The following is a 19,623-nucleotide window of genomic DNA, read 5'->3' as shown; positions in this document are numbered from 1 at the left end:
CTGACGGCGCCGCACCCCAGGTCGGCGTTGCGCCTATTCCTCCCCCGCTGAAGATCGGCTGAGAATGCTCTCATCTGCGGGTCGGCATGGATGATCTGCCCAGCTGAGAGCGTTATACCTGAACAGCGACGAGAGGACCACACAATGGCAGACCGCAGCCTCCGCGGCATGCGACTCGGCGCCTCCAGCCTACAGAGCGAGGACGGCGTCGTATTTCATGAGCGGGCACAATTCAGCTACTCCTGCACGTCTTGTGGACGTGACACCACCATGACCTTCGCGGCAGACGCCGAGGTCCCCGAGACCTGGGAATGCCGCACCTGCGGCGCCGAGGCTTTGCTGCGGGTCGACGGCGAGACCGTCACCGTCGACCACGGCGACGTCAAAGCCCCCCGCTCGCACTGGGACATGCTTCTCGAGCGTCGCACGATCCCGGAGCTCGAGGAGCTGCTCGAAGAGCGCCTCGCCTTCGTTCGCTCACGCCGAGGCGCCGGCGACGACGTCACGGTCGACAAGCTCAGCGCCTGACAGACGCCCACCGCGACGGCTTACGAAGCGGTGCAACAAACGGGACCGGTCCGATCACGGATCGGTCCCGTTTCATGTCCGGCGGCGGTTCGCGACGACTCCGCTGGCGATCAGACCGGCAATGCTAAGAATCGCGATCGCCATGCCCAGTGAGCCGCCGATCACGATGCTCGGGGTCAGGCCGGTCCGCAGCGGAACATCGGTGAGCATCGCTCCGGCCTCATCGGCGGGAAGAGAATCGATCGTCGCACCGTCGGGGCCGATCACCTGGCTCGTGCCGACTGTCGAGATGTTCACGACCGAACGACCGGTCTCGATAGCGCGCGTGCGCGCGAAAGCGAGTTGCTGCAGGTTCTCGTCGGTGTTGCGGAAGTCGGCGTTGTTGGTCTGGAACATGTAGACCTCGGCGCCGTCTCGCGCGCCGTCATGGATGACGTCGTCATAGATCACGTCGAAACAGATAGCGAGCCCCACCCCTGTGCCATCGATATCGACGTACGGCGGATTGGATCCTGGTGTGTACTCCCGGCCGATGAGCCCGATCAGATCGGGAACGATCATCTCGTAGAACCACCGGTCGGGCACGTACTCGCCGAAGGGAACCGGGTGAGTCTTGTCGTGATACTGCACGGCGCCCTCCCCCGCTTCCCACAGCATCGAGGTGTTGTAGGTCAGGTCGCCCCGCGTTGTTGCGGCGTTGACAAGAAGCGGAGCATCCGCCGCCTCCGACAGTCCGTCCAGAACCGCCGCAGTCGTCGCGTTGGTCATCGGATCCGAGTCGATCCCGCCTTCGGGCCACAGCAGCACATCCATGTCCTGACCGATCAGGTCAGTGGATGCCGACAGCTGCGCGTTCAGGATGTCGTTTCGCTGTCGCGCGTCAAAGTATCCGGAGGGACCGTTGCCCTGCACACTTCCCACGGTCATCGTGCCCGCCGGGGTGGTCGGGAACTGCGGCGTGACGAGCAGGGCGATCCCCAGCCCTGCGACCGGCAGCGCCGTGCGCACATCCGACCACTGGCGCAGTCGCAGCCACTCGATGGTCCCGGCGGTGAAGGCGACCATCAGGAACGACAGGCCCGTCACGCCGATCCACGAGGTCAGGTGTGAAAGGGGGCTCTCGGATTGACTCATCCCGATCCGCGCCCACGGGAACCCTGTGTAGGGCCAGGATCCGGTCACGAGTTCCCGCAGTGTCCACAGCCCGGCTATCAGCAGCGGTGTCAGGACGAGCTGAGCCCACCGACCGGGGGCTGCTCTCGGCATCCACCGGTATGCCAACGCGATGAGCACGGAGCCGAGCGCGACGTAGATGGTGGCCGCGACCGCCAGGGCGAACCACGGGATGACGCCGAGGTAGCGGTTCAGCCACACGATGTGGACGAGATAGAACGTGATCCCGAAGATGAACCCGACCAGCAGCGCGCCCCAGGCGCTGCGCCCAATGAGCGCCACAAGCGAGAGTCCGACACCGACGAAAGCCAACGGCCACCAGCCCACCGACGGGTACGCCAGATCGAGGATGAGCCCGGCAGCAACTGCCACCAATACCGCAGCCCACAAGGGCAACAGCGCACGGACACCGGTGGTACGGCTCTGCGTGGCGCTCGACGGTTCGGGCATGAGGACCAGCCTACATTCGGACGGCTATGGTGCGGCTGAAGGTTCGGCGATCACACCGACGAGTACGCCACGATCCCGCGACGAACACCATCGAGCGCCCGCCGCGCGACCGTGGCAAGGCTGGGTTCGGCCACAAGCGACATCTGGTCGAGAAGGTCGATCGTCTGCTTGGCCCACCGGACGAAGTCGCCGGCGGCAAGGTCTGCCTCGCGAAGCACGCGATCCAGCGGCATCCCCTTTGCCCACGAGTGCATCGCGAGCGCGAGTCCCGCTGCCGGCGGCTCCGACCCGGGCAGCCGCGAGTCGCGTTCGAGATCGTCCAGGCGTTGCCAGAGGTCGAGGGTCTGCGCGAGAGCCTCGCGGAACGCGCCGCGGGGAAGCGCCCGCTCCCCCGGTTCGTCCCGGCGCGGCTCGTAGACCAGAGCACAGGCCAGGGCGGCCAACGACGGCGCGTCCAGCGAGTCCCACAGGCCCAGGCGCAGTGACTCGGCCACGAGCAAGTCACGCTCTCCGTAGATCCGGCGCATTGTGCGACCAGCGGCCGTGAGCGTCGCCGCTCCGTCTGCATCCACGCGCACGTAATCAAGAGAGGCCAGAACATCCACGATGCGGTCAAAGACCCGCGCGACGGTTCCCGTGCGCGCGTCGATCTGGCCACGGAGTCGTTCGACGGTGCGGTTCAGCTTCCAGTACCGCTCTGCCCAGCGGGCGTGATGCTCACGGTCGGGGCACTGGTGGCACGGATGCCGCTGCATGCGCCTCCGCAGCTCACTGATCTCGCGCTGGCGCTTGTCGCGCGTCTGGCGCGAAGCATTGGCGTCCTTGCGATTCAGCTTCTCGAGATCACTCAGCTCGCGACGGATGCCGGAGTATTCGGCGAAGTCGCCCTTGTCGCAGCTCATCGCCTTGGCGTAGCCCGCGAGCGACTCTTCGGCATCCTTCACCTGCCGGGCAAGGCCGACGACAGCGCGGTCGGCCTGGAACTGGGCGAACGAGGACTCCAGGATCTCGCGCGCCCGTGCTCTGCCGAACTGGTCGATGAGGTTGACCGCCATGTTGTAGGTCGGCCGGAAGCTGGAGTTCAGCGGATACGTGCGGCGGGATGCCAGTGCTGCCACGGCCTGCGGGTCGAGTCCTTCGGTCCACTGGACGACGGCGTGGCCTTCGACATCGATCCCCCGGCGTCCAGCTCGACCGGTCAGCTGTGTGTACTCGCCCGAGGTGATCGCGACCCGCGCTTCGCCGTTGAACTTCTCGAGCTTCTCGAGCACGACAGTTCTCGCCGGCATGTTGATCCCCAGCGCGAGGGTCTCGGTGGCGAACACGACCTTCACGAGCTTGCGCTGGAAGAGCTCTTCGACGACCTCTTTGAACGCCGGCAGAAGACCCGCATGATGTGCGGCGACTCCCCGCTCAAGGTTCTCGCGCCATTCCCAGAATCCGAGGACAGCCAGATCCTCCTCGAGCAGGGTTCGGGTGCGCTCCTCGACGATCGCCCGGATCTCCGCCCGCTCCTCGGGTGTCGTGAAGCGGGCTCCGGACCGGCGAACCTGCTGCACCGCGGCATCGCAGCCGGCGCGGCTGAAGATGAAGAAGATGGCGGGGAGCAGATTCGATCGCGCGAGGAGTTCGATCACCTCGGGGCGATCGAGCCGTTCGATCCGTTGTGCATTCGCCGATCTCACCGGCCGCTGACCGCCCTTGTGGGGGCGGCGATGCTGGCCGTCACGGCCGCGACTTCCTGACATTGCGGCACTGCGGCCAGCCTGAGCGCGCCGATTGTTCTCGTAGGTCGGGCCCTTGAACGAGCGGATGCGCATGAGCTCTTGGTTCACCTGCGCCGTCGCGATGCCGGCGCGATCGTCGAACAGCGGCAGAAGGTCGCCGCGCACCAGAACATGCTGTTCGAGCGGAACCGGCCGTGTCTCCGAGACGATGACGTCGGTGTCTCCGCGCACAGTGTCGAGCCAATCACCGAACTCTTCGGCGTTCGAGACCGTCGCCGACAGCGAAACGAGACGCACCGCCGGCGGCAGATGGATGATGACCTCTTCCCACACTGCACCGCGGAACCTGTCGGCGAGGTAATGGACTTCGTCCATGACGACATAGCGCAGGTCGCGGAGCGCCGGTGAGCCCGCGTACAGCATGTTGCGCAACACCTCGGTCGTCATCACGACGACGCGAGCATTTCCGTTGATGTTGGTGTCTCCGGTGAGAAGCCCCACATCATCGGGCCCATAGACATCGACGAGTTCGCGGAACTTCTGGTTCGACAGCGCCTTCATCGGCGTCGTGTAGAACGCCTTGTCGGAGGGCTCCCGCATCGCCAGATGAATCGCGAACTCGCCGACAATGGTCTTTCCCGCCCCCGTGGGCGCAGCGACGAGCACGCTTCGCCCCGACTCGAGCGCGTGGCATCCGGCGATCTGAAACGGATCGAGATCGAAACGCTGATCGTCGGCGAACGCCGCCGTGACCGGATACGCACGGGCTGCTTCGGCCCGCGCAAATCGCTCCGCTGGGCTTGGAGCACTCACCCCGTCGCCTCAGGCGGCAGCAGGGCTGCGTCGCGCTTGGATTTGCGTCGGTCGAACAGTAGCGACACACCGGCTGCCGCGAAGAAGAGCACGACGAGGATGCCTGCCAACATCAGCATTGACACGGCGTCAGCTGCGGGTGTTGCAACCGCCGCGAAGAGGGTAGCCACCAGCACTGCAACCCGCCACCCTTTGAGAATGCCGCGGCCCGAGATCACCCCCGCGACGTTCAAAGCAACGAGGAAGACGGGTAGGACGAAAGAAACCCCGACCACAAGGAGGAACTTGAAGACGAAGTCGTAGTAGTACGTTGCGTCGTAGAACAGGGAAGTCTGGTCTGGAGCAAAGGTCGCCATGATCTCGACGACGTGCGGGAGCACGAGCCACCCCACGGTAGTCCCCGCGAAGAACAGCGGAACAGCTGCCCCGACGAACCCCGCCGTGTAGCCGACTTCTTTCCTTGTGAGTCCCGGCATGATGAAAGCCCAGATCTGCCACAGCCAGACCGGTGCAGAGATCAGAAGACCGGTCGCGAAAGCGATTCGGATGCGGAGATCGAACGGACCGGTGATCGTCGTGAACATCACCTCGACCTTGTCGGTCTCGCCACGCATGGCCGCCACATCTGCGATCGGAATCGTAATCAGCCGGATGATCGGATCGGTGATGATGAACGCCACCACCATGCCGACGACGAGCGCGAGGGCAGCGATCATGAGCCGCTTGCGCAACTCGATCAGATGTTGCCCGAGAGACATCCTCCGGTCACGGCGCGGCCGGTCGGGCTCTCCTACCTCCGGCAGGGAACTGGTCGCCACGCGGCCGGGTCAGGCTGTGGAATCTCGGCCGCTGGATGACGCGGCCTGCGACGAGCCAGCAGAACCCGTCGAGGACGAGTCAGCGGCTTCGGACGCTGCGACGTCGGGCTTCGCGGCATCCTTGGAGTCGTCGTCCTTCATGGCCTTCATCTCGCCCTTGAAGACACGGGCGGACTGGCCGAGGCTCTTTGCCAGCGCGGGCAGCTTCGCCGCGCCGAACAGCAACAGGATCACCGCGAGAATGATCAGCAGGTGCGGCCACCCGAATGCGTTCCCCATGGGGTCTCCTCACGATTGCGGTTTCTGCAGTCTACCCCGGTGCCGCTCACCGGTACCGGAACCTGGCCTGAGAACCATCCATATCCCTGTTTTGGTCTTCTTATGTCTGCTCGGGGTACTGGGCGAGGCCCGCCTCAGCCCACTCCCGCGCCGCTTCGCGGGCGCCTGTCGGCGCGAGAATCCGCACGTCTCCCCCGCGACGTGCTGCAAGTCGTCGCAGGCTCAGCACATCAGCCACCCGCATCCGTGCGGTGCTCACCCCCGCCGTGGTAGTGACGGTCGCTCGATCGAGGTAGTCACCCAAGAGTGGGGCGACGGATGCCGGGAACTCGAAGGTCACGTTCACGTCGCCCGCTGCATCGTCGCCGGTGTCGGCGAACCAGCCGGGTACGGTTTCTTGCCCGTGCGTGATCGGGATGTCGGTCAGGGCGAGATCGCTCACGCGGTCAAGGTGGAAGGTCCGCATCGCCTCTCGCAGATGGCACCAGCCCTGGAGATACCACTGCCCTTGGGCTATCAGAACCTTGACGGGATCGACCGTGCGTGTCGTCGGTGACCCTTCGGGAGTCTTGTAGGTGAAGCTCACAGCGACCCGACGACCGAGAGCGTCGGCTACGAGACGGCGAACCGCATCGACCGGCTCCGATGCAACGACGACGGCAGCAGGTGCGCGAGACGCGCCGCGCGCGAGTTTCGCCAGCAGCCCGGTATACAACTGCGAATCCCCCACGCCGGGGATCGTGGCCGCAAGCTGCAGTCCCGCCAGCAGAGCAGCAGCTTCGCGGGCGGTCAGTCGTGGCGCCCGCTCGAGACCCACGGAGTTCGTGATCGCGATGAGGTCCCGCTCGTCCAGCAGGTCCCAGTCGATGTCGAAGAGCTCGTTCGCCATCTGCCAATAGCCGGAGTCTCCGGGCAGCCCGATGACGGTAAGGCCGCGCACCATGGTGCGCATCTGCTCCGCGGTGACGTCGAACTCGTCTGCAGCCTCGGCCACTGACACCTCGCCCTTGGAGATGAGGTATGGCACCAACTGCAGGAGCAGTGCTGCGCGGTCGGTCGCGATCGACGAGCCGCTCATCCGTTCCCTCCGTTGTGCGCATCCCGAGTAGAGCGAAGCCGCCGAATGACCTCTGCTTTGACGTCATCCGGTTCGACGACACGGACTTCCGGACCGTACGATGCCAGCTCGTCGGCGAAGACGTGAAGATCCACGTACGGCACCCACCAGCCTTGCGCCGCAGGTTCCGCGCGACGCGAGAGGCGCAACCACGCCTCGGTCCCGGGGTCGATCTCCACCAGTGCCCTCTGCCGCTGTGCGAGCTCGCGCAGCCCGTCGAGCGCGCGGGCACCCGCACCCTCGCGCAGCGCGGGGTCTCCGACGGTTCGACTGATCACGACGTCATCGACGATGCGCGTGAGAAGGAAGGTGCGAGGCGCGTCCAGGTCGAGATCCAGACCGTATACGTGCCACCGAGCCTCGAACTCGACGAGCGCGAGCGGCTGCAGCCGCCGCACTCGCGGCGCAGCGCTTCCGGGCCGCATATATCGGAAGCTCACGATTCGCGAGTCCTCGATCGCCCGCTGCAGGGGCGCAAACGACGGTTCGCGCAGACTGATCCGCGGCGAGTATCCGAGGATCGGATCCTCGACCGGAATGCCGAGCGCGCGAATCTTGCGTAGGCCGCTGCGCGCATCCGCCGACAGAGAGCTTTCGCTCCACACGCCTCCGGCCAGGTTCAGCAGAGCGAGCTCGGCCGGCGTGAACTCGATATCGGCAGGCAGCTCGTACTCGGCGGTCGGTACGCGGTAGCGAGCCTCGCGAAGATCGTCGGGATCGGCACGGTCACCGATCGTCTCGATCGGGACACCGAGTCCACGAAGGCTCTCTTTATCGCGCTCGAACATCTTCTCGAGCGCGTCCTTCGACGTGCCGGCTTCCGACTGCTCGCGGTAGCCCGACACCGACGACAGAATCGTGTCCTTCGTGAGGCCCTGCTCGGTCGCCATCAGGGCGACCACGAGGTTGACAAGCCGCTCCTCGGGCGGGATGCGCACAGTGGACTTCGAGGGCACGCCCCTCATCCTAGGTCCGCGATGGGCGGCATCCTCTCTTGCCGTGGGCGATTTCGCTCAGGAGGCCGGCTCTGGATCGAGCCCCAGGATGTCGATGACGAACACCAGCGTCGCTCCGCCGGGAATCGGCCCCTGACCGGCATCGCCGTACCCCTGGTCCGGCGGCACCACGACGAGAACCTGGGATCCGACGGTCTGACCCTCGAGAGCCGCGGCGAAGCCCGGCACGACCGCGGTCAGATCGAACGAGACCGGATCGCCGTCCCAGCTCGTGTCGAAGACCTCACGCGTGTCCCACAGCAGACCCGTGTAGTGGGCGCGAACCGGCTGCTCGCCGGTGACGACCTCGCCGTCGCCCTTCTTGATGGTCTGAATCGAAAGCTCGGTCGGCGCTGGCGCGTCCGGGACGATCACGCCGGGCCGTCCGTTCGGTGCCCGGACCACCGAAGGCAGCCCGTTGGAGTCGGTGAACTGGTCAGCACCGTCCGCCTTCGGCAGGTAGACCTTGCGCACATCGACAACGGCGACAGCCGAACCCCCCTCTTCGAGTCCGATCTGCGTCGCGGCAGCCGGGTTGATCGCATCTGCCGGTAGGGCGACAACGACGCGGTCCCCTTCCTGCGCGCAGTGAAGAGAATCCTCAAGCCCTGGCAGGGTGTCGATCCACCGCGACATCGAGAAAACGTTCTCGAGCGTCACGTCGTAGGAGGTGGCGACGGCCGGCTCACCGGTCTGACCGTTGAGGACCACCATGTCGAGGATGACCATCTGGTCGGTCGTGATGATCGGCGTCCCCTCCCCCTGCGTGAGGTCGGTCCATGCGAGCTCATCCACCTGGAACGGGGTATAGACCTCGACGTCGGGCGCCTCGCCGAACTCACCGGTGACTGTCACGAGATCGGTCGCTGCGGGGTCGGTATCGGTGACACGAGCGCACCCGTCGGCTGGGCTTGTCGAGCAACCGACGAGTCCGGCAGCTGTCAGTCCGAGGATCGCGAGGAAGGCGGGTGTCTTTCGCACCGGATCAGTCTAGGTGGTCAGGCTCAGCCGTTTCGTCGACCGTCACAGGGCCGCCGCCGGTGGCGGCTTGGCGGGCACCGTCAGCCGCCTTCTGCGCTTCGCGAACTCGTTTCCGCAGGTTCTTGTCGGTGATCTGACGGTCACCGACGGCACCGGGAGTCCACAGCTCGACATCCTCGTCGCCGTAGCTGCTCTTCGAGGCACGCCGCTTCCGCTCGGGCGCGACAGCGCCGGGCGCGAGGCGTCGAGCCCACAGCAAGAAGCCCGTGTGCGCGACCATTCGGTGGTCTGGGCGAACGGCGAGGCCCTCGACGTGCCAGCCTCGCACCATCGTCTCGTTCGCGTCGGGTTCGGTGAACAGGCCGGTGTTGCGGATGTACTCGGCTACGCGGCTCAGTTGCGTGGCGGTCGCGATGTAGCAGAGGACTACCCCGCCCGGGGTCAGGGCCTCCGCAACGGCGTCGATGCACTCCCACGGGGCGAGCATGTCCAGGATGACGCGGTCTACCGTTCCGGGTTCGACGGCCGTCGGCAGCTCAGTCACGAGGTCGCCGACACGAACGTCCCAGGATGCCGGGCGGTGACCGAGGAAGGTCTCGACGTTGGCCTGCGCAACCTCGGCGAACTCCGGCCGTCTTTCGAACGAGACCAGTCGCCCGGCGTCGCCGATCGCGCGCAGCAGCCAAAGCGAGAGCGCGCCAGAGCCGACGCCGGCTTCCACCACGACGGCGCCCGGAAACACGTCAGCCTCGGAGAGGATCTGCGCCGCATCCTTCGGATACACGATCGCGGCGCCACGCGGCATCGACATCACGAAATCACGCAGCAGGGGGCGCAGCGCGAGGTACTCGTGGCCGGCGCTATTGACGACGACCGAGCCGTCCGGGATCCCAATGAGGGTCGAATGAGGCAGCACCCCGTGATGCGTGTGGAGTTCCCCACCTTCGCGAAGCGTAATCGTGTGCAGCCGGTTCTTCGGACCGGTGAGCTGGACACGGTCGCCCACGCGGAACGGACCGGACAGACGTGGTGTGGTGCTCATGCGGCGCCGACCTTTCGGTGTGCGCGGTGAAGCTCGCTGAGGTCCGAAGCTGTCACCCCGTGAAGTGTGGGCCAGACGGCGTGGGCACCGGCCCCCTCGAGCGAGACCATCGCGGGAACGCCCAGAACAACCGATCCCGCGGCTACAGCGGAGCGCAGCCCGTTCGGCGAGTCCTCGATCGCCACGGTGTCGGCTGGTTCTACGCCGAGCGATGTGCACGCCTGGAGATACGGATCCGGATACGGCTTCGGGCGGGTGACGTCATCGCCGGCGACGACGAGGTCGAATGCGTCGAAATCGATGAGCTCGGCGATATGGGAGGCCATCCGTCGCATCGACATCGTCACCAACGCGGTCTTCAGGCCGGCATCCTTCAGGTCGGCAAGAAGCTCGCGCGCGCCCGGTCGGAAGGGAACGCCGTCCCGCGAGATGCTGCGCATCACTTCGCTGGTGAGGTGCTCGATGATGTCGCCGGTGGACATTCGCACTCCCTCTCCCTGCAGGATCCGCGCAGAATCCTCCAGGGCGAGCCCGACCAGCGAGAGCGCCTTCTCGTGAGTCCAGGAGCCGCCGTAGCTCTCAACGAGCGGCGTCTCAGCGGCAATCCAGTACGGTTCCGTATCGACGAGCGTGCCGTCCATATCCCAGAGCACGGCGGAGAGGGCGGGTGGCGCAGTCACCGGACCATGCTACCGACGGCCTCGTTGACGATTGCCCGCTGCCGGCTCCCCCCGACCTCGACGTTTCTCGCACCCGCCCGACAGCGGCATCCTATTCTGGATGGATCGCCACCTGAGGAGGTCACGTGGAGGGACTGGGACGCAGGGTTCTCGTCGCCGCATTCGACGGCTGGAACGACGCGGGTGAAGCAGCGTCCTCGGCGGTCGCTCATCTGCGCGACTCCGGCGGCTACGAGACTGTCTACTCGGTCGATCCCGAACTGTACTTCGACTATCAGTACACGCGTCCCCAGATTCGCACGACCGCGGATGGCGCCCGCGAGCTGACCTGGCCAGAGACGACAATTCACCGTCCCACCCGCGCGACGCGGGGCACGCAGCTCTGGCTGCTCACGGGGGTCGAGCCGGCGCGAGCATGGCAGGCTTTCGCGTCCGAACTTGTCGATGTCGCCCTGCGCGAAGACATCACCGGGTTCGTTGCGATGGGGTCGATGATGTCGGATGTTCCGCACACTCGTCCGATCTCTGTCTTCGCGGGTAGCGAGAGCGAACCGGTGCGGACGTCCCTGGGACTTGAGCGCAGCTCCTACGAGGGCCCCGTCGGCATCCTGAGTGTGATCTCGCACGTCGCGACGGCTGCCGGCATCCCGGCGGCGCAATTGTGGGCCAGCGTCCCGCACTACGTCGCCGGCCACACTCCCTCACCCAAGGCGAGCCTGGCGCTGCTCGATCGGCTCGAAGACATCACGGGCGCGAAGCTCGACCGCGGCGACCTTCCCGCTCAGGCACGCACGTGGGAGGCCTCCATCGACGCTGCGGCGGCCGACGATGAGGAGATGACGGAGTACATCCACCAGCTCGAACGCACGCGGGACACGTGGGACTCGCCGGAAGCGTCGGGGGATGCCATCGCGCAAGAGTTCGAGAAGTACCTTCGTCGTCGCGGCGACGGGCCCGGTCGCGGTGGACGCGACGAGCCTCGCAAGCCCTGACCCGTTTCGGCCCCGCTCACCCGAGTCAGTAGGGCTGGATGACGCCCATGCTCAGCAGCACGAGCAACGTCGCCCCGAGGGCTACCCGGTAGACCACGAACGGCAGGAAGCTGCGCTTGGAGATCCAGCTCATGAAGAAGGCGATGACGCCGAGCGCGACGATGAAGGCCACACCGGTGGCAGCAGCAGTCTCTATCGGGGTGAACGGCCCCTGCTCGTCCCAGCTCTTGAACAACTGATAGAAGCCGCTGCCGAAGACCGCAGGGATCGCCAGGAGGAAGGCGTACCGGGCTGCAGCCGCGCGTTCGTAACCGAGGAACAGTCCGGCGGTGATCGTGCCGCCAGACCGCGAGACTCCGGGGACCAGGGCGAGAGCTTGCGCGAACCCGAAGATGACGCCGTGTCCCAGGGTGAGCTGGTCTAGTTTTCGCCGCTTCGCACCCACGAGGTCGGCGATGCCCAGCAGTACGCCGAAGAAGATGAGCATTCCGGCGACGAGCCAGAGCGATCGGAGCGTCGTCTCGATCTGATCTTGGAAGAGCAGCCCGAGCACGACGATCGGCACCGATCCGATGATGATGAGCCAGCCCATGCGGGCGTCGGGATCATTCCGCGGCGCCCTCCCGACGAGGGCGAGCGACCAGCGTGAGACGATCCGCACGATATCGCGCCAGAAGAAGACGACGACCGCCGCCTCGGTACCGATCTGGGTGATGGCGGTGAAGGCTGCACCCGGGTCCTCAGCGCTCGGAAGAAATTCGCCCAGGATGCGCAGGTGAGCACTCGATGAGACCGGCAGAAACTCCGTGAGCCCCTGCACGAGGCCGAGGATGATTGCTTCCAGCAGCATGGATGCCTTCCGGATCAGTAAGACAACAGCAGGTCGGTCAGCACGCGCTGACCGAAGACGAGCGAGTCGAGCGGGACTCGCTCGTCAACGCCGTGGAACATACCGGTGAAATCCAGATCCGCCGGAAGCCGCAGCGGCGCGAACCCGTAGCCTCGGATGCCGAGTTCAGCCAGTGCCTTGTTGTCGGTGCCTCCGCTCATCAGGTACGGGAGGACCGGAACGCCCGGGTCGTGTCGCCCGAGGGCAGCGACCATCGCATCGACCAGTTCGCCCTCGAAGGGCACCTCGAGACCGATGTCGCGGTGGACGACCTCGATCTCGATGTCCGGCCCGACGATGTCCTGGATGGCGCGCAGGGCACCATCCTCGCCGTCAGGAAGGGTCCGCACGTCGATCAACGCCTCGGCGCGGTCCGGGATGACATTGTGCTTGTACCCGGCGGTGAGGGCGGTCGGGTTCGTCGTGGTGCGGATGGTGGAGCGTAGGAATCTCGACGCCGGCCCTGCCGCCGCGGCCACCGCGTCAGGGTCATCCGATGCCTGGCCGGTGAGTTCGGCGATCCGTTGGGTCAGCCGTTCCGTCGTCGCGGTCAGTTCCACCGGCCAGGCCGTGCGTCCGAGCGCGGCGACGGCCTCGGCGAGGCGGGTGACGGCGTTGTCTTCGTGGAAGGCGCTGCCGTGAGCGGCCCGGCCGCGGGCGATGAGGCGGATCCAGACCAGCGCCTTCTCGCCGACTTGCAGGAGGTAGGCGCGGCGACCGGCGAGGTCGATCGAGTAACCGCCGACCTCGCTGATGGCCTCGGTTGCGCCAGCGAACCACTCCGGGTGGTCGCGAACGACCAGGGCGGAGCCCTCGCCGCCGCCGTTTTCTTCGTCCGCGAAGAAGGTCACCACGAGATCGCGCGCTGGCTGACGCCCGCTGCGCAGGATGTCTGCGACAGAGGTGAGGATCATGGCGTCCATGTCCTTCATGTCGACCGCGCCGCGTCCCCACAGCATCCCGTCGCGAATCTCTCCTGCGAAGGGGTCGACCGACCAGTCCTCAGCGACAGCTGGCACGACGTCGAGGTGCCCGTGGACAACAAGCGCGGGCTTGTCGCGGTTCGCACCCGGAATGCGAACGCCGACGTTCGTTCGCCGGTCGATCGGTTCGTAGATCTCGGGCGTCAGGTCGAGCTTCCGAAGATAGTCGGCTACGTATTCTGCGGCTTCGCGTTCGCCGCGGGCCTGTCCCCCACCCCAGTTCGTGGTGTCGAAACGGATGAGGTCCCGGGCGACGACGACGACTTCGGGGAGATCCGATTCGGTATGCGACACGGCCACCAACCTACCGCGATCAGACGACGCGAATGTTTCGGGTCGGGACCTCCTGCGATTATCGGCGGTGCCGCGGACGTGATAATGTCGATCTTCGGTTGCGAAGCCGAAACCACTCTGCGCGGGTGGCGGAATAGGTAGACGCGCTAGCTTGAGGTGCTAGTGCCCGTATAGGGCGTGGGGGTTCAAGTCCCCCCTCGCGCACAAACGAAAATGGGTCCCGAAAGGGGCCCATTTTCGTTTGTCTGGGCTTCGCTAGCTCGTTACGGTTTCGCCGTCGGCGGCGGGGATGTTGCAGACCTCGCCTTCGCAGACGATCCCGTCACCACCGAGCATGGTGAACGGCTGGACAGCATCCTGTTGGGTCGGGGACGAACCGCTCATGCCGGAGCCCGCTCCGACGCCACCTGGGCGAGCACCTGAGCGAAGGTCGCGCTCTCCTGTGCTCCCGAAACGCCGTATTTGCCGTCGAAGACGTAGAAGGGCACACCCTGGATGCCGTACGCGGCAGCTTGCGCGACATCCGCCTTCACCGCGGCGGTGTACTGGCCCGACTCGAGCGCGCGGACGACGTCATCATGGTCGAGCCCGACCGTGGCGGCGAGATCGGCGAGATCATCGACTCGGCCGACGTGCCCGCCATCGACGAAGTATGCCTTCAGCAACGCTTCCTTCATCTCTTCCTGCAGACCGTGCGCCTTCGCATAGTGCAAGAGTTCGTGGGCCTTGATCGTGTTCGTCTGATGGATGTGGTCGTAGTCGTAGGCGAGCCCCTCGCCTGCAGCGAGCGTCGTCACCCGCTCGACCATCTGAGCGGCCTGCTCCGGCGAGACCCCCTTGCGCTCGGAGAGGTACTGCACCGGCGACCCGTCGTAATCGACAGGCGTGTCAGGGGCAAGCTCGAAGGAGTGATACTCGATCTCCACGGGTACTCCGGACGCCGCCACGCCCTTCTCGAAGCGCCGCTTTCCGATGTAGCACCAGGGGCACTGCACATCGGACCAGACATCGACCTTGATCGGGGCTGCAGAAGACTCGCTCATGTCACACCGAACCGCGGCATCCCCGACACTATTCCCGGCGTCAGCGGCGTAAGTAGGCTCGCGGTCAGCCGACCGTCACTCCGAACAGCAGCCCCAGCAGGTAGGTCACCGCTGCCGCACCGAATCCGATCGCAAGCTGTCGCAGCGCGCGCTTCAGGGGCGGACCGCCGGACAGCAGCCCCACCGTGGCCCCTGTGGCCAGGAGCGCGACACCGACGAGCGCCAGCGCTGTCGCGACTGCGGCGAGTCCGGATAGTCCGAAGATCCACGGCAGCACCGGGATGATCGCTCCGGATGCGAAGAACAGGAAGCTGGAGAGCGCTGCGCCCCACGCACTTCCGACGACGTCGTCCTCGGCATCGCCCGCCACGCCTCCGCGGGCCAGAGCGCCGGGACCCGCCGTTTGAGCATCGCCGATGATCGCTCGCGCCGCTGTGAGCGCCTCTTCCTCCGGCATCCCGCGCGTGCGAAACACCAGAGCCAGTTCGTTCGCATCGAGGTCGAGGAACGACAACACCTCGTCGGCGTAATCGTTCGGCTGCGTCGCCGCGAGCAGCTCGCGCTGGGATCGCACCGAGACGAACTCACCGGCACCCATTGACAGCGCACCGGCGAGAAGGCCCGCGATACCGCTGAACAGCACGAGTTGCGGGGCGACTCCGGTCGCACCGATTCCCATCACCAGGGCGAGGTTCGAAACCAGTCCGTCGTTCGCGCCGAACACCGCGGCTCGGAACGTCCCCGACAGCCGCCGTCGCCCGCGGGCCGCAAGCCCACGCACGACCTCGTGATGGATCTTCTCGTCGGCCGCCATCTGCGAAGTCGCATGCGGATCGCTGTCGTAGGGAGAGCGCGCTTCGGCGTTTTGGGCGAGAGCGAGCACGAAGATCGAGCCGAAATGCCGCGCCATCCACGCAAGCATTCGAGTCGACACGCGGGGTCGCGGCAGCGTACTGGGCTCGCCCCCGAGCAACTGTAGCCAGTGCGACTCGTGCCGACGTTCGGCATCGGCGAGGGCTTCCAGGATCGCGCGCTCTTCGCCGGTGCGGCGAGCAGCCAGCTCACGGTATACGCGCGCTTCAGCGCGCTCGTCCACCAGGTACTGAGCCCACCTCCGCCGCTCCTTTGCCGTGGTTTCGGCGTTCATCGGGCTCCTTCTGGGTCTTCCCCAGGCTAGGAGAGACGACCACGGCAACGACGCCGAATCCGCGGATTCGCAGCATTTTGGAGCACCGAATCCCGGCTACGACCTCACTCGGGCACGCAAGACATCAATGCGCGCCTGGAGCTGAGCGACAGTTGCGTGCGATACGGCGGGGCCGCCACAGATGCGGCGAAGCTCGGCATGAACGTGGCCGTGTTGCTCACCAGACTGTCTCGCATAGAGCCCCACGAGGCTGTTGAGCAGCTGCCGTTGTTCCTTCAGCGTGCGGTGCAGGGCTGGAGGCGGCGAGGGCGGCGCGTCATCCGTCGCCCCCACTTCGCGCTCCTTTGCTTCGCGCGCCTGCCGGTGACGGCTTTGCCGCGCCTGCCGCTGCATCAGCAGATCGTGCACGTGTTCGGGTTCGAGTAGCCCGGGAAGGCCGAGGAACTCCTCCTCTTCCGGCGTTCCGGGGGTGGCGAGCTGTCCGAACTCCTTGCCGTCGAACAGCACGCGGTCGAAATGGGCGATGGCACCCAGCGCGGCGTACTCGAACTCGTCGGTCAGCGCGTCGGATGTCGCATCCTCACGCTCGGCCGCCGCGAGCAGGTCATCTTCGGCCGACCACTCGCCGTCCTCGTCAGACCGCCGATCGAGGGCGTGATCGCGCTGCCGCTCGAGTTCGCCCGCCAGAGCGAGAAGCGGCGGCACGTGCGGAAGAAAGATGCTCGCGGTCTCGCCACGGCGTCGCGTGCGCACGAAACGCCCGATGGCCTGGGCGAAGAACAGCGGGGTGGACGCCGACGTTGCGTAGACGCCGACCGAAAGCCGTGGCACGTCGACGCCCTCAGACACCATTCGTACCGCGACCATCCACCGGGTCGTGTCGGCGGCGAAGGTCTCGATACGCGCGGATGCCTCGGGCTCGTCCGACAGCACGACGGTGGGCTCCTCACCGGTCACTGCCTGCAGGATCTGCGCGTAGGCCCGAGCGGCGGTCTGGTCGGTGGCGATCACGAGGCCACCGGCATCCGGGACGTGCTCTCGCACTTCGGTAAGCCGGCGGTCGGCGGAGCGCAGCACTGCCGGAATCCACTCGCCGCCGGGATCGAGAGCTGTCCGCCAGGCCTGCGCCGTGATGTCTTTCGTGTTGTCTTGCCCGAGTTGGGCCTCCATCTCGTCGCCGGTGCGGGTTCGCCACCGCATGTGGCCGGCGTAGACAAGAAAGAGCACGGGACGCACGACACCGTCTTCGAGCGCACGTCGATACCCGTAGTCGTAGTCGGTACGAGACACCCGGATGCCGTCGGCGGTGGGGTGGTACTCCACGAAGGGGATGGGTGCCGTGTCGCTGCGGAACGGCGTACCCGACAGCAGCAGCCGCCGCGTTGCACGTCCGAAGGCTTCGCGGAGGGCGTCCCCCCAGCTGAGGGCATCCCCGCCGTGGTGCACCTCGTCGAGGATCACGAGGGTTCGGGCTGACTCGGTCACCACCTGATGCACCGATGCCTTCGTGGCGACCTGCGCGTACGTGACCGCGACCCCGTGGTAATGGCGGGCCGGGCGAGTGTGCCGATTTGTGAAGTGCGGGTCCAGCCGCAGCGAGACCCGGGCTGCAGCGTCGGCCCACTGGGTCTTCAGATGCTCGGTCGGGGCGACCACGACGACCCGGTCGATGATGTTGCGCCGCAGCAACTCGGTAGCAAGGCGCAGTGCGAAGGTCGTCTTGCCGGCGCCGGGCGTCGCGGCAGCGAGGAAGTCGCGAGGTCCACCGCCGGGACCGTCGGGCCCGTCCATGTCGAAGTACCGGTCGAGGGCTTCGGCCTGCCACGCGCGGAGGCGCCCGGCCGTTCCCCAGGGTGCACGCTGCGGGTAGGACGGCGACAGGTGTTCGGCGGCGAAGCTCCCCCGGGGATGGTCAGATGCCGGGACCGGCGCTGTCTCGTGCACGCTCCCCCTCCCACAAACATCGGTCGCTCGTCGGACCGCCCGACTACGATAGACGACCAGGAGGACAGAGCATGGCCGCCACCGACGAACACCGAACTCCGTTCATCGCGAACAGCGAACCTCACCCCTGGCGACGGTTCGTGGCGCTCGGTGATTCGTTCACGGAAGGCATCGGTGACCCCGACCCGACCCACCCCGGATCGCACCTGGGCTGGGCCGATCGCGTAGCTGAGGTGCTGGGATCACAGTCCGAAGACTTCGCATACGCAAATCTCGCGGTGCGCGGCAAACTCATCGCCCAGATCGTCGACGAGCAGGTCGAGCCGGCACTCGAGCTTTCTCCCGACCTGATCACGTTCTGCGCGGGGGGCAACGACGTCATCCGGCCCGGTACCGACCCTGACGAGATCTCACAGTTGTTCGAGGATGCGGTCGTGCGTCTGAGCAGCACCGGCGCGACAGTCGTGATCTTCACGGGCATCGACACGAGCTTCACTCCCGTCTTCCGCGCGTTTCGCGGGAAGATCGCGATCTATAACGAAAACCTGCGCGCCATCGCAGACCGCTACGACTGCATCGTCGCCGACCAGTGGTCGCTCAAAGAGATTCAAGATCCCCGGTTCTTCGATGACGACAGACTCCACCTGAACGCGCTGGGTCACCACGAGGTCGCGCGGATGGTCTTGCGTGCGTTGAATGTGTCCAACGACCTCGTGCCGATGCAGCCGGATCCCTTCCCGACCCGCACGTGGCGCGAAGCGCGTGCCGGAGATCTCGTCTGGGCACGCACGCACCTCGTGCCGTGGGTCCTGCGGCGCCTGCGACACCAGTCATCGGGCGACAACCTGACAGCCAAGCGCCCTCAACCGCTCCCGATCGCGACCACCGGTGCGATCAGCCTGCCGAAAGAGGATGCCTGAGCGCCCACAGCGCGACAGCGCTCGCGGCGGCAACGTTCAGTGAGTCGACGCCTCCCGCCATCGGGATGGTCACGACAGTGTCAGCAACGCCAAGAGCTTTCGGTGTGAGCCCGTCGCCCTCGGCGCCAAGCAGGAGCGCCACACGGGAGGTCGGCTCGAAGTCGTCGAGCGAAACAGCGTCCTCACGCAGCGCAAGAGCGGCGATCTGGAAGCCTTCCTCGTGCAGAATGCTGCGGGTCTGGTCCCAGTCGGGTAGGCGCGTCCACGGCACTTGGAAGACCGTTCCCATACTCACTCTGACGCTGCGCCGGTAGAGCGGATCGGCACAGCGCGCAGACACCAGCACTGCATCGGCGCCCAGCCCTGCGCAGGCGCGGAAGATCGCCCCCACGTTGGTGTGATCGACGATGTCCTCGAGCACAACGACGAGTCTCGCCTCCCGCAGCACGTCTCGAAGCGGCGGCATCTCCGGCCGGTGCATCGCCGCCAGAGCGCCACGGTGCACGGCGTAGCCTGTGAGGCGCTCAGCGAGGTCGGCACCGACGACGTAGACCGGAACGTCCGGGTGCTGCGCGAGCAGCGGGGCGAGATCATCGATCCACTTCTGCTGGGTCAGGACCGAACGCGGCCGATGACCCGCACCCAGCGCGCGGGCAATGACCTTCGCGGATTCTGCGATATACAGCCCCCCTGCGGGCTCGATGCGTCGACGCAGGGCGACATCGGTGAGATCGCGGTAATCCTCCAGCCGTGGGTCGTTGGCATCCAGGATGTCGACGCGCTGCATCCTTTGATCCTCTCACTCGTG

The 19,623-nt window shown here is 66.3% G+C and carries 19 protein-coding genes and 1 tRNA gene; 4 read left to right on the top strand and 16 right to left on the bottom strand.

The genetic code is table 11. The annotated features are described in order from the left end of the window. Positions 1-144 precede the first annotated feature (144 nt). Positions 145-528: an RNA polymerase-binding protein RbpA gene (locus tag LL236_RS11955; RefSeq protein WP_228179078.1), complete on the top strand. Its 384-nt coding sequence runs from the start codon at positions 145-147 to the stop codon at positions 526-528. Positions 529-600: 72 nt separating this feature from the next. Here the strand turns inward: LL236_RS11955 and lnt are convergent, their stop codons facing one another. The 9 genes from lnt to LL236_RS11910 all read right to left on the bottom strand — a co-directional run bounded on the left by lnt (position 601) and on the right by LL236_RS11910 (position 10,603). Continuing rightward, positions 601-2,151, bottom strand: a complete 1,551-nt coding sequence (gene lnt, locus LL236_RS11950; RefSeq protein ID WP_228179077.1) for an apolipoprotein N-acyltransferase — start codon at positions 2,149-2,151, stop codon at positions 601-603. A gap of 50 nt (positions 2,152-2,201) precedes the next feature. Next, complete coding sequence (locus LL236_RS11945; RefSeq protein ID WP_228179076.1) at positions 2,202-4,691, bottom strand: DEAD/DEAH box helicase; 2,490 nt, start codon at positions 4,689-4,691, stop codon at positions 2,202-2,204. After that, entirely contained in the window at positions 4,688-5,449 is a 762-nt protein-coding gene (gene tatC / locus LL236_RS11940) for a twin-arginine translocase subunit TatC (RefSeq protein ID WP_228179075.1), read from the bottom strand. Before tatC ends, LL236_RS11945 begins: the two co-directional genes overlap by 4 nt. Before the next feature lie 69 nt (positions 5,450-5,518). Continuing rightward, positions 5,519-5,788 carry a Sec-independent protein translocase subunit TatA gene (gene tatA, locus LL236_RS11935; protein ID WP_228179074.1) on the bottom strand — a complete coding sequence of 90 codons (270 nt, stop codon included), beginning with the start codon at positions 5,786-5,788 and terminating at the stop codon, positions 5,519-5,521. A gap of 100 nt (positions 5,789-5,888) precedes the next feature. Beyond that, complete coding sequence (locus LL236_RS11930; RefSeq protein WP_228179073.1) at positions 5,889-6,866, bottom strand: helix-turn-helix transcriptional regulator; 978 nt, start codon at positions 6,864-6,866, stop codon at positions 5,889-5,891. After that, entirely contained in the window at positions 6,863-7,795 is a 933-nt protein-coding gene (locus LL236_RS11925; RefSeq protein WP_267189816.1) for a helix-turn-helix transcriptional regulator, read from the bottom strand. The genes LL236_RS11930 and LL236_RS11925 overlap by 4 nt, the downstream gene beginning before the upstream one ends. A gap of 123 nt (positions 7,796-7,918) precedes the next feature. Continuing rightward, the gene (locus LL236_RS11920) at positions 7,919-8,881 is read right to left on the bottom strand and encodes an FKBP-type peptidyl-prolyl cis-trans isomerase (protein WP_228179071.1); all 963 of its coding nucleotides are present in this window, start codon (positions 8,879-8,881) and stop codon (positions 7,919-7,921) included. Positions 8,882-8,885: 4 nt separating this feature from the next. Next, positions 8,886-9,923: a tRNA (adenine-N1)-methyltransferase gene (locus tag LL236_RS11915; protein ID WP_228179070.1), complete on the bottom strand. Its 1,038-nt coding sequence runs from the start codon at positions 9,921-9,923 to the stop codon at positions 8,886-8,888. Then, a complete protein-coding gene (locus LL236_RS11910) occupies positions 9,920-10,603 on the bottom strand; it encodes an HAD family hydrolase (RefSeq protein WP_308017277.1) in 684 nt (227 codons plus the stop codon). The genes LL236_RS11915 and LL236_RS11910 overlap by 4 nt, the downstream gene beginning before the upstream one ends. Positions 10,604-10,728: 125 nt before the next feature. On the opposite strand from LL236_RS11910, the gene LL236_RS11905 reads away from it, so the two are divergent. Then, on the top strand, positions 10,729-11,595 hold the full coding sequence (locus LL236_RS11905) for a PAC2 family protein (protein WP_228179069.1): 867 nt from the start codon (positions 10,729-10,731) through the stop codon (positions 11,593-11,595). A gap of 25 nt (positions 11,596-11,620) precedes the next feature. Here LL236_RS11905 and LL236_RS11900 read toward each other — a convergent pair whose 3' ends face one another. Both LL236_RS11900 and LL236_RS11895 read right to left on the bottom strand, forming a co-directional pair. Continuing rightward, positions 11,621-12,445, bottom strand: a complete 825-nt coding sequence (locus tag LL236_RS11900) for an undecaprenyl-diphosphate phosphatase (protein ID WP_228179068.1) — start codon at positions 12,443-12,445, stop codon at positions 11,621-11,623. A gap of 14 nt (positions 12,446-12,459) precedes the next feature. Then, positions 12,460-13,767: a M20/M25/M40 family metallo-hydrolase gene (locus tag LL236_RS11895; protein WP_374198031.1), complete on the bottom strand. Its 1,308-nt coding sequence runs from the start codon at positions 13,765-13,767 to the stop codon at positions 12,460-12,462. Between the two features lie 113 nt (positions 13,768-13,880). Between LL236_RS11895 and LL236_RS11890 the strand changes: the two genes are divergently transcribed. Further along, positions 13,881-13,965 (top strand) — tRNA-Leu (locus LL236_RS11890). A 51-nt stretch (positions 13,966-14,016) separates the two neighbouring features. Here LL236_RS11890 and LL236_RS14890 read toward each other — a convergent pair. The 4 genes from LL236_RS14890 to LL236_RS11875 form a co-directional block, all read right to left on the bottom strand. Then, positions 14,017-14,145: a hypothetical protein gene (locus LL236_RS14890; protein ID WP_267189801.1), complete on the bottom strand. Its 129-nt coding sequence runs from the start codon at positions 14,143-14,145 to the stop codon at positions 14,017-14,019. After that, positions 14,142-14,804, bottom strand: coding sequence for a DsbA family oxidoreductase (locus LL236_RS11885; RefSeq protein ID WP_228179066.1), 663 nt, complete (start codon positions 14,802-14,804; stop codon positions 14,142-14,144). The genes LL236_RS14890 and LL236_RS11885 overlap by 4 nt, the downstream gene beginning before the upstream one ends. 64 nt (positions 14,805-14,868) lie before the next feature. After that, positions 14,869-15,951, bottom strand: coding sequence for a VIT1/CCC1 transporter family protein (locus LL236_RS11880; RefSeq protein ID WP_228179065.1), 1,083 nt, complete (start codon positions 15,949-15,951; stop codon positions 14,869-14,871). A 96-nt stretch (positions 15,952-16,047) separates the two neighbouring features. Beyond that, entirely contained in the window at positions 16,048-17,895 is a 1,848-nt protein-coding gene (locus LL236_RS11875; protein ID WP_228179064.1) for a DEAD/DEAH box helicase, read from the bottom strand. 71 nt (positions 17,896-17,966) lie between these two features. On the opposite strand from LL236_RS11875, the gene LL236_RS11870 reads away from it, so the two are divergent. Next, complete coding sequence (locus tag LL236_RS11870) at positions 17,967-18,815, top strand: SGNH/GDSL hydrolase family protein (protein ID WP_228179063.1); 849 nt, start codon at positions 17,967-17,969, stop codon at positions 18,813-18,815. Here the strand turns inward: LL236_RS11870 and LL236_RS11865 are convergent. Next, positions 18,790-19,602 carry a TrmH family RNA methyltransferase gene (locus LL236_RS11865; RefSeq protein ID WP_228179062.1) on the bottom strand — a complete coding sequence of 271 codons (813 nt, stop codon included), beginning with the start codon at positions 19,600-19,602 and terminating at the stop codon, positions 18,790-18,792. The genes LL236_RS11870 and LL236_RS11865 overlap by 26 nt on opposite strands. Between the last annotated feature and the right edge of the window lie 21 nt (positions 19,603-19,623).

Origin of the sequence: Microbacterium schleiferi (genome assembly GCF_020781975.1) — a bacterium.
GTDB lineage: Bacteria > Actinomycetota > Actinomycetes > Actinomycetales > Microbacteriaceae > Microbacterium.
The sequence above is the reverse complement of the archived record's forward strand: the minus strand, read 5'-3'. Positions and strand labels throughout refer to the sequence as shown.

Coding starts and splice junctions, on each gene's coding strand:
- LL236_RS14890 (WP_267189801.1), bottom strand. CDS start 14,145: ATGAGCGGTTCGTCCCCGACCCAACAGGATGCTGTCCAGCCGTTCACC.
- tatA (WP_228179074.1), bottom strand. CDS start 5,788: ATGGGGAACGCATTCGGGTGGCCGCACCTGCTGATCATTCTCGCGGTG.
- LL236_RS11900 (WP_228179068.1), bottom strand. CDS start 12,445: ATGCTGCTGGAAGCAATCATCCTCGGCCTCGTGCAGGGGCTCACGGAG.
- LL236_RS11870 (WP_228179063.1), top strand. CDS start 17,967: ATGGCCGCCACCGACGAACACCGAACTCCGTTCATCGCGAACAGCGAA.
- LL236_RS11955 (WP_228179078.1), top strand. CDS start 145: ATGGCAGACCGCAGCCTCCGCGGCATGCGACTCGGCGCCTCCAGCCTA.
- LL236_RS11885 (WP_228179066.1), bottom strand. CDS start 14,804: ATGAGCGAGTCTTCTGCAGCCCCGATCAAGGTCGATGTCTGGTCCGAT.
- LL236_RS11865 (WP_228179062.1), bottom strand. CDS start 19,602: ATGCAGCGCGTCGACATCCTGGATGCCAACGACCCACGGCTGGAGGAT.
- LL236_RS11925 (WP_267189816.1), bottom strand. CDS start 7,795: ATGGCGACCGAGCAGGGCCTCACGAAGGACACGATTCTGTCGTCGGTG.
- LL236_RS11915 (WP_228179070.1), bottom strand. CDS start 9,923: ATGAGCACCACACCACGTCTGTCCGGTCCGTTCCGCGTGGGCGACCGT.
- LL236_RS11930 (WP_228179073.1), bottom strand. CDS start 6,866: ATGAGCGGCTCGTCGATCGCGACCGACCGCGCAGCACTGCTCCTGCAG.
- LL236_RS11880 (WP_228179065.1), bottom strand. CDS start 15,951: ATGAACGCCGAAACCACGGCAAAGGAGCGGCGGAGGTGGGCTCAGTAC.
- lnt (WP_228179077.1), bottom strand. CDS start 2,151: ATGCCCGAACCGTCGAGCGCCACGCAGAGCCGTACCACCGGTGTCCGT.
- tatC (WP_228179075.1), bottom strand. CDS start 5,449: ATGTCTCTCGGGCAACATCTGATCGAGTTGCGCAAGCGGCTCATGATC.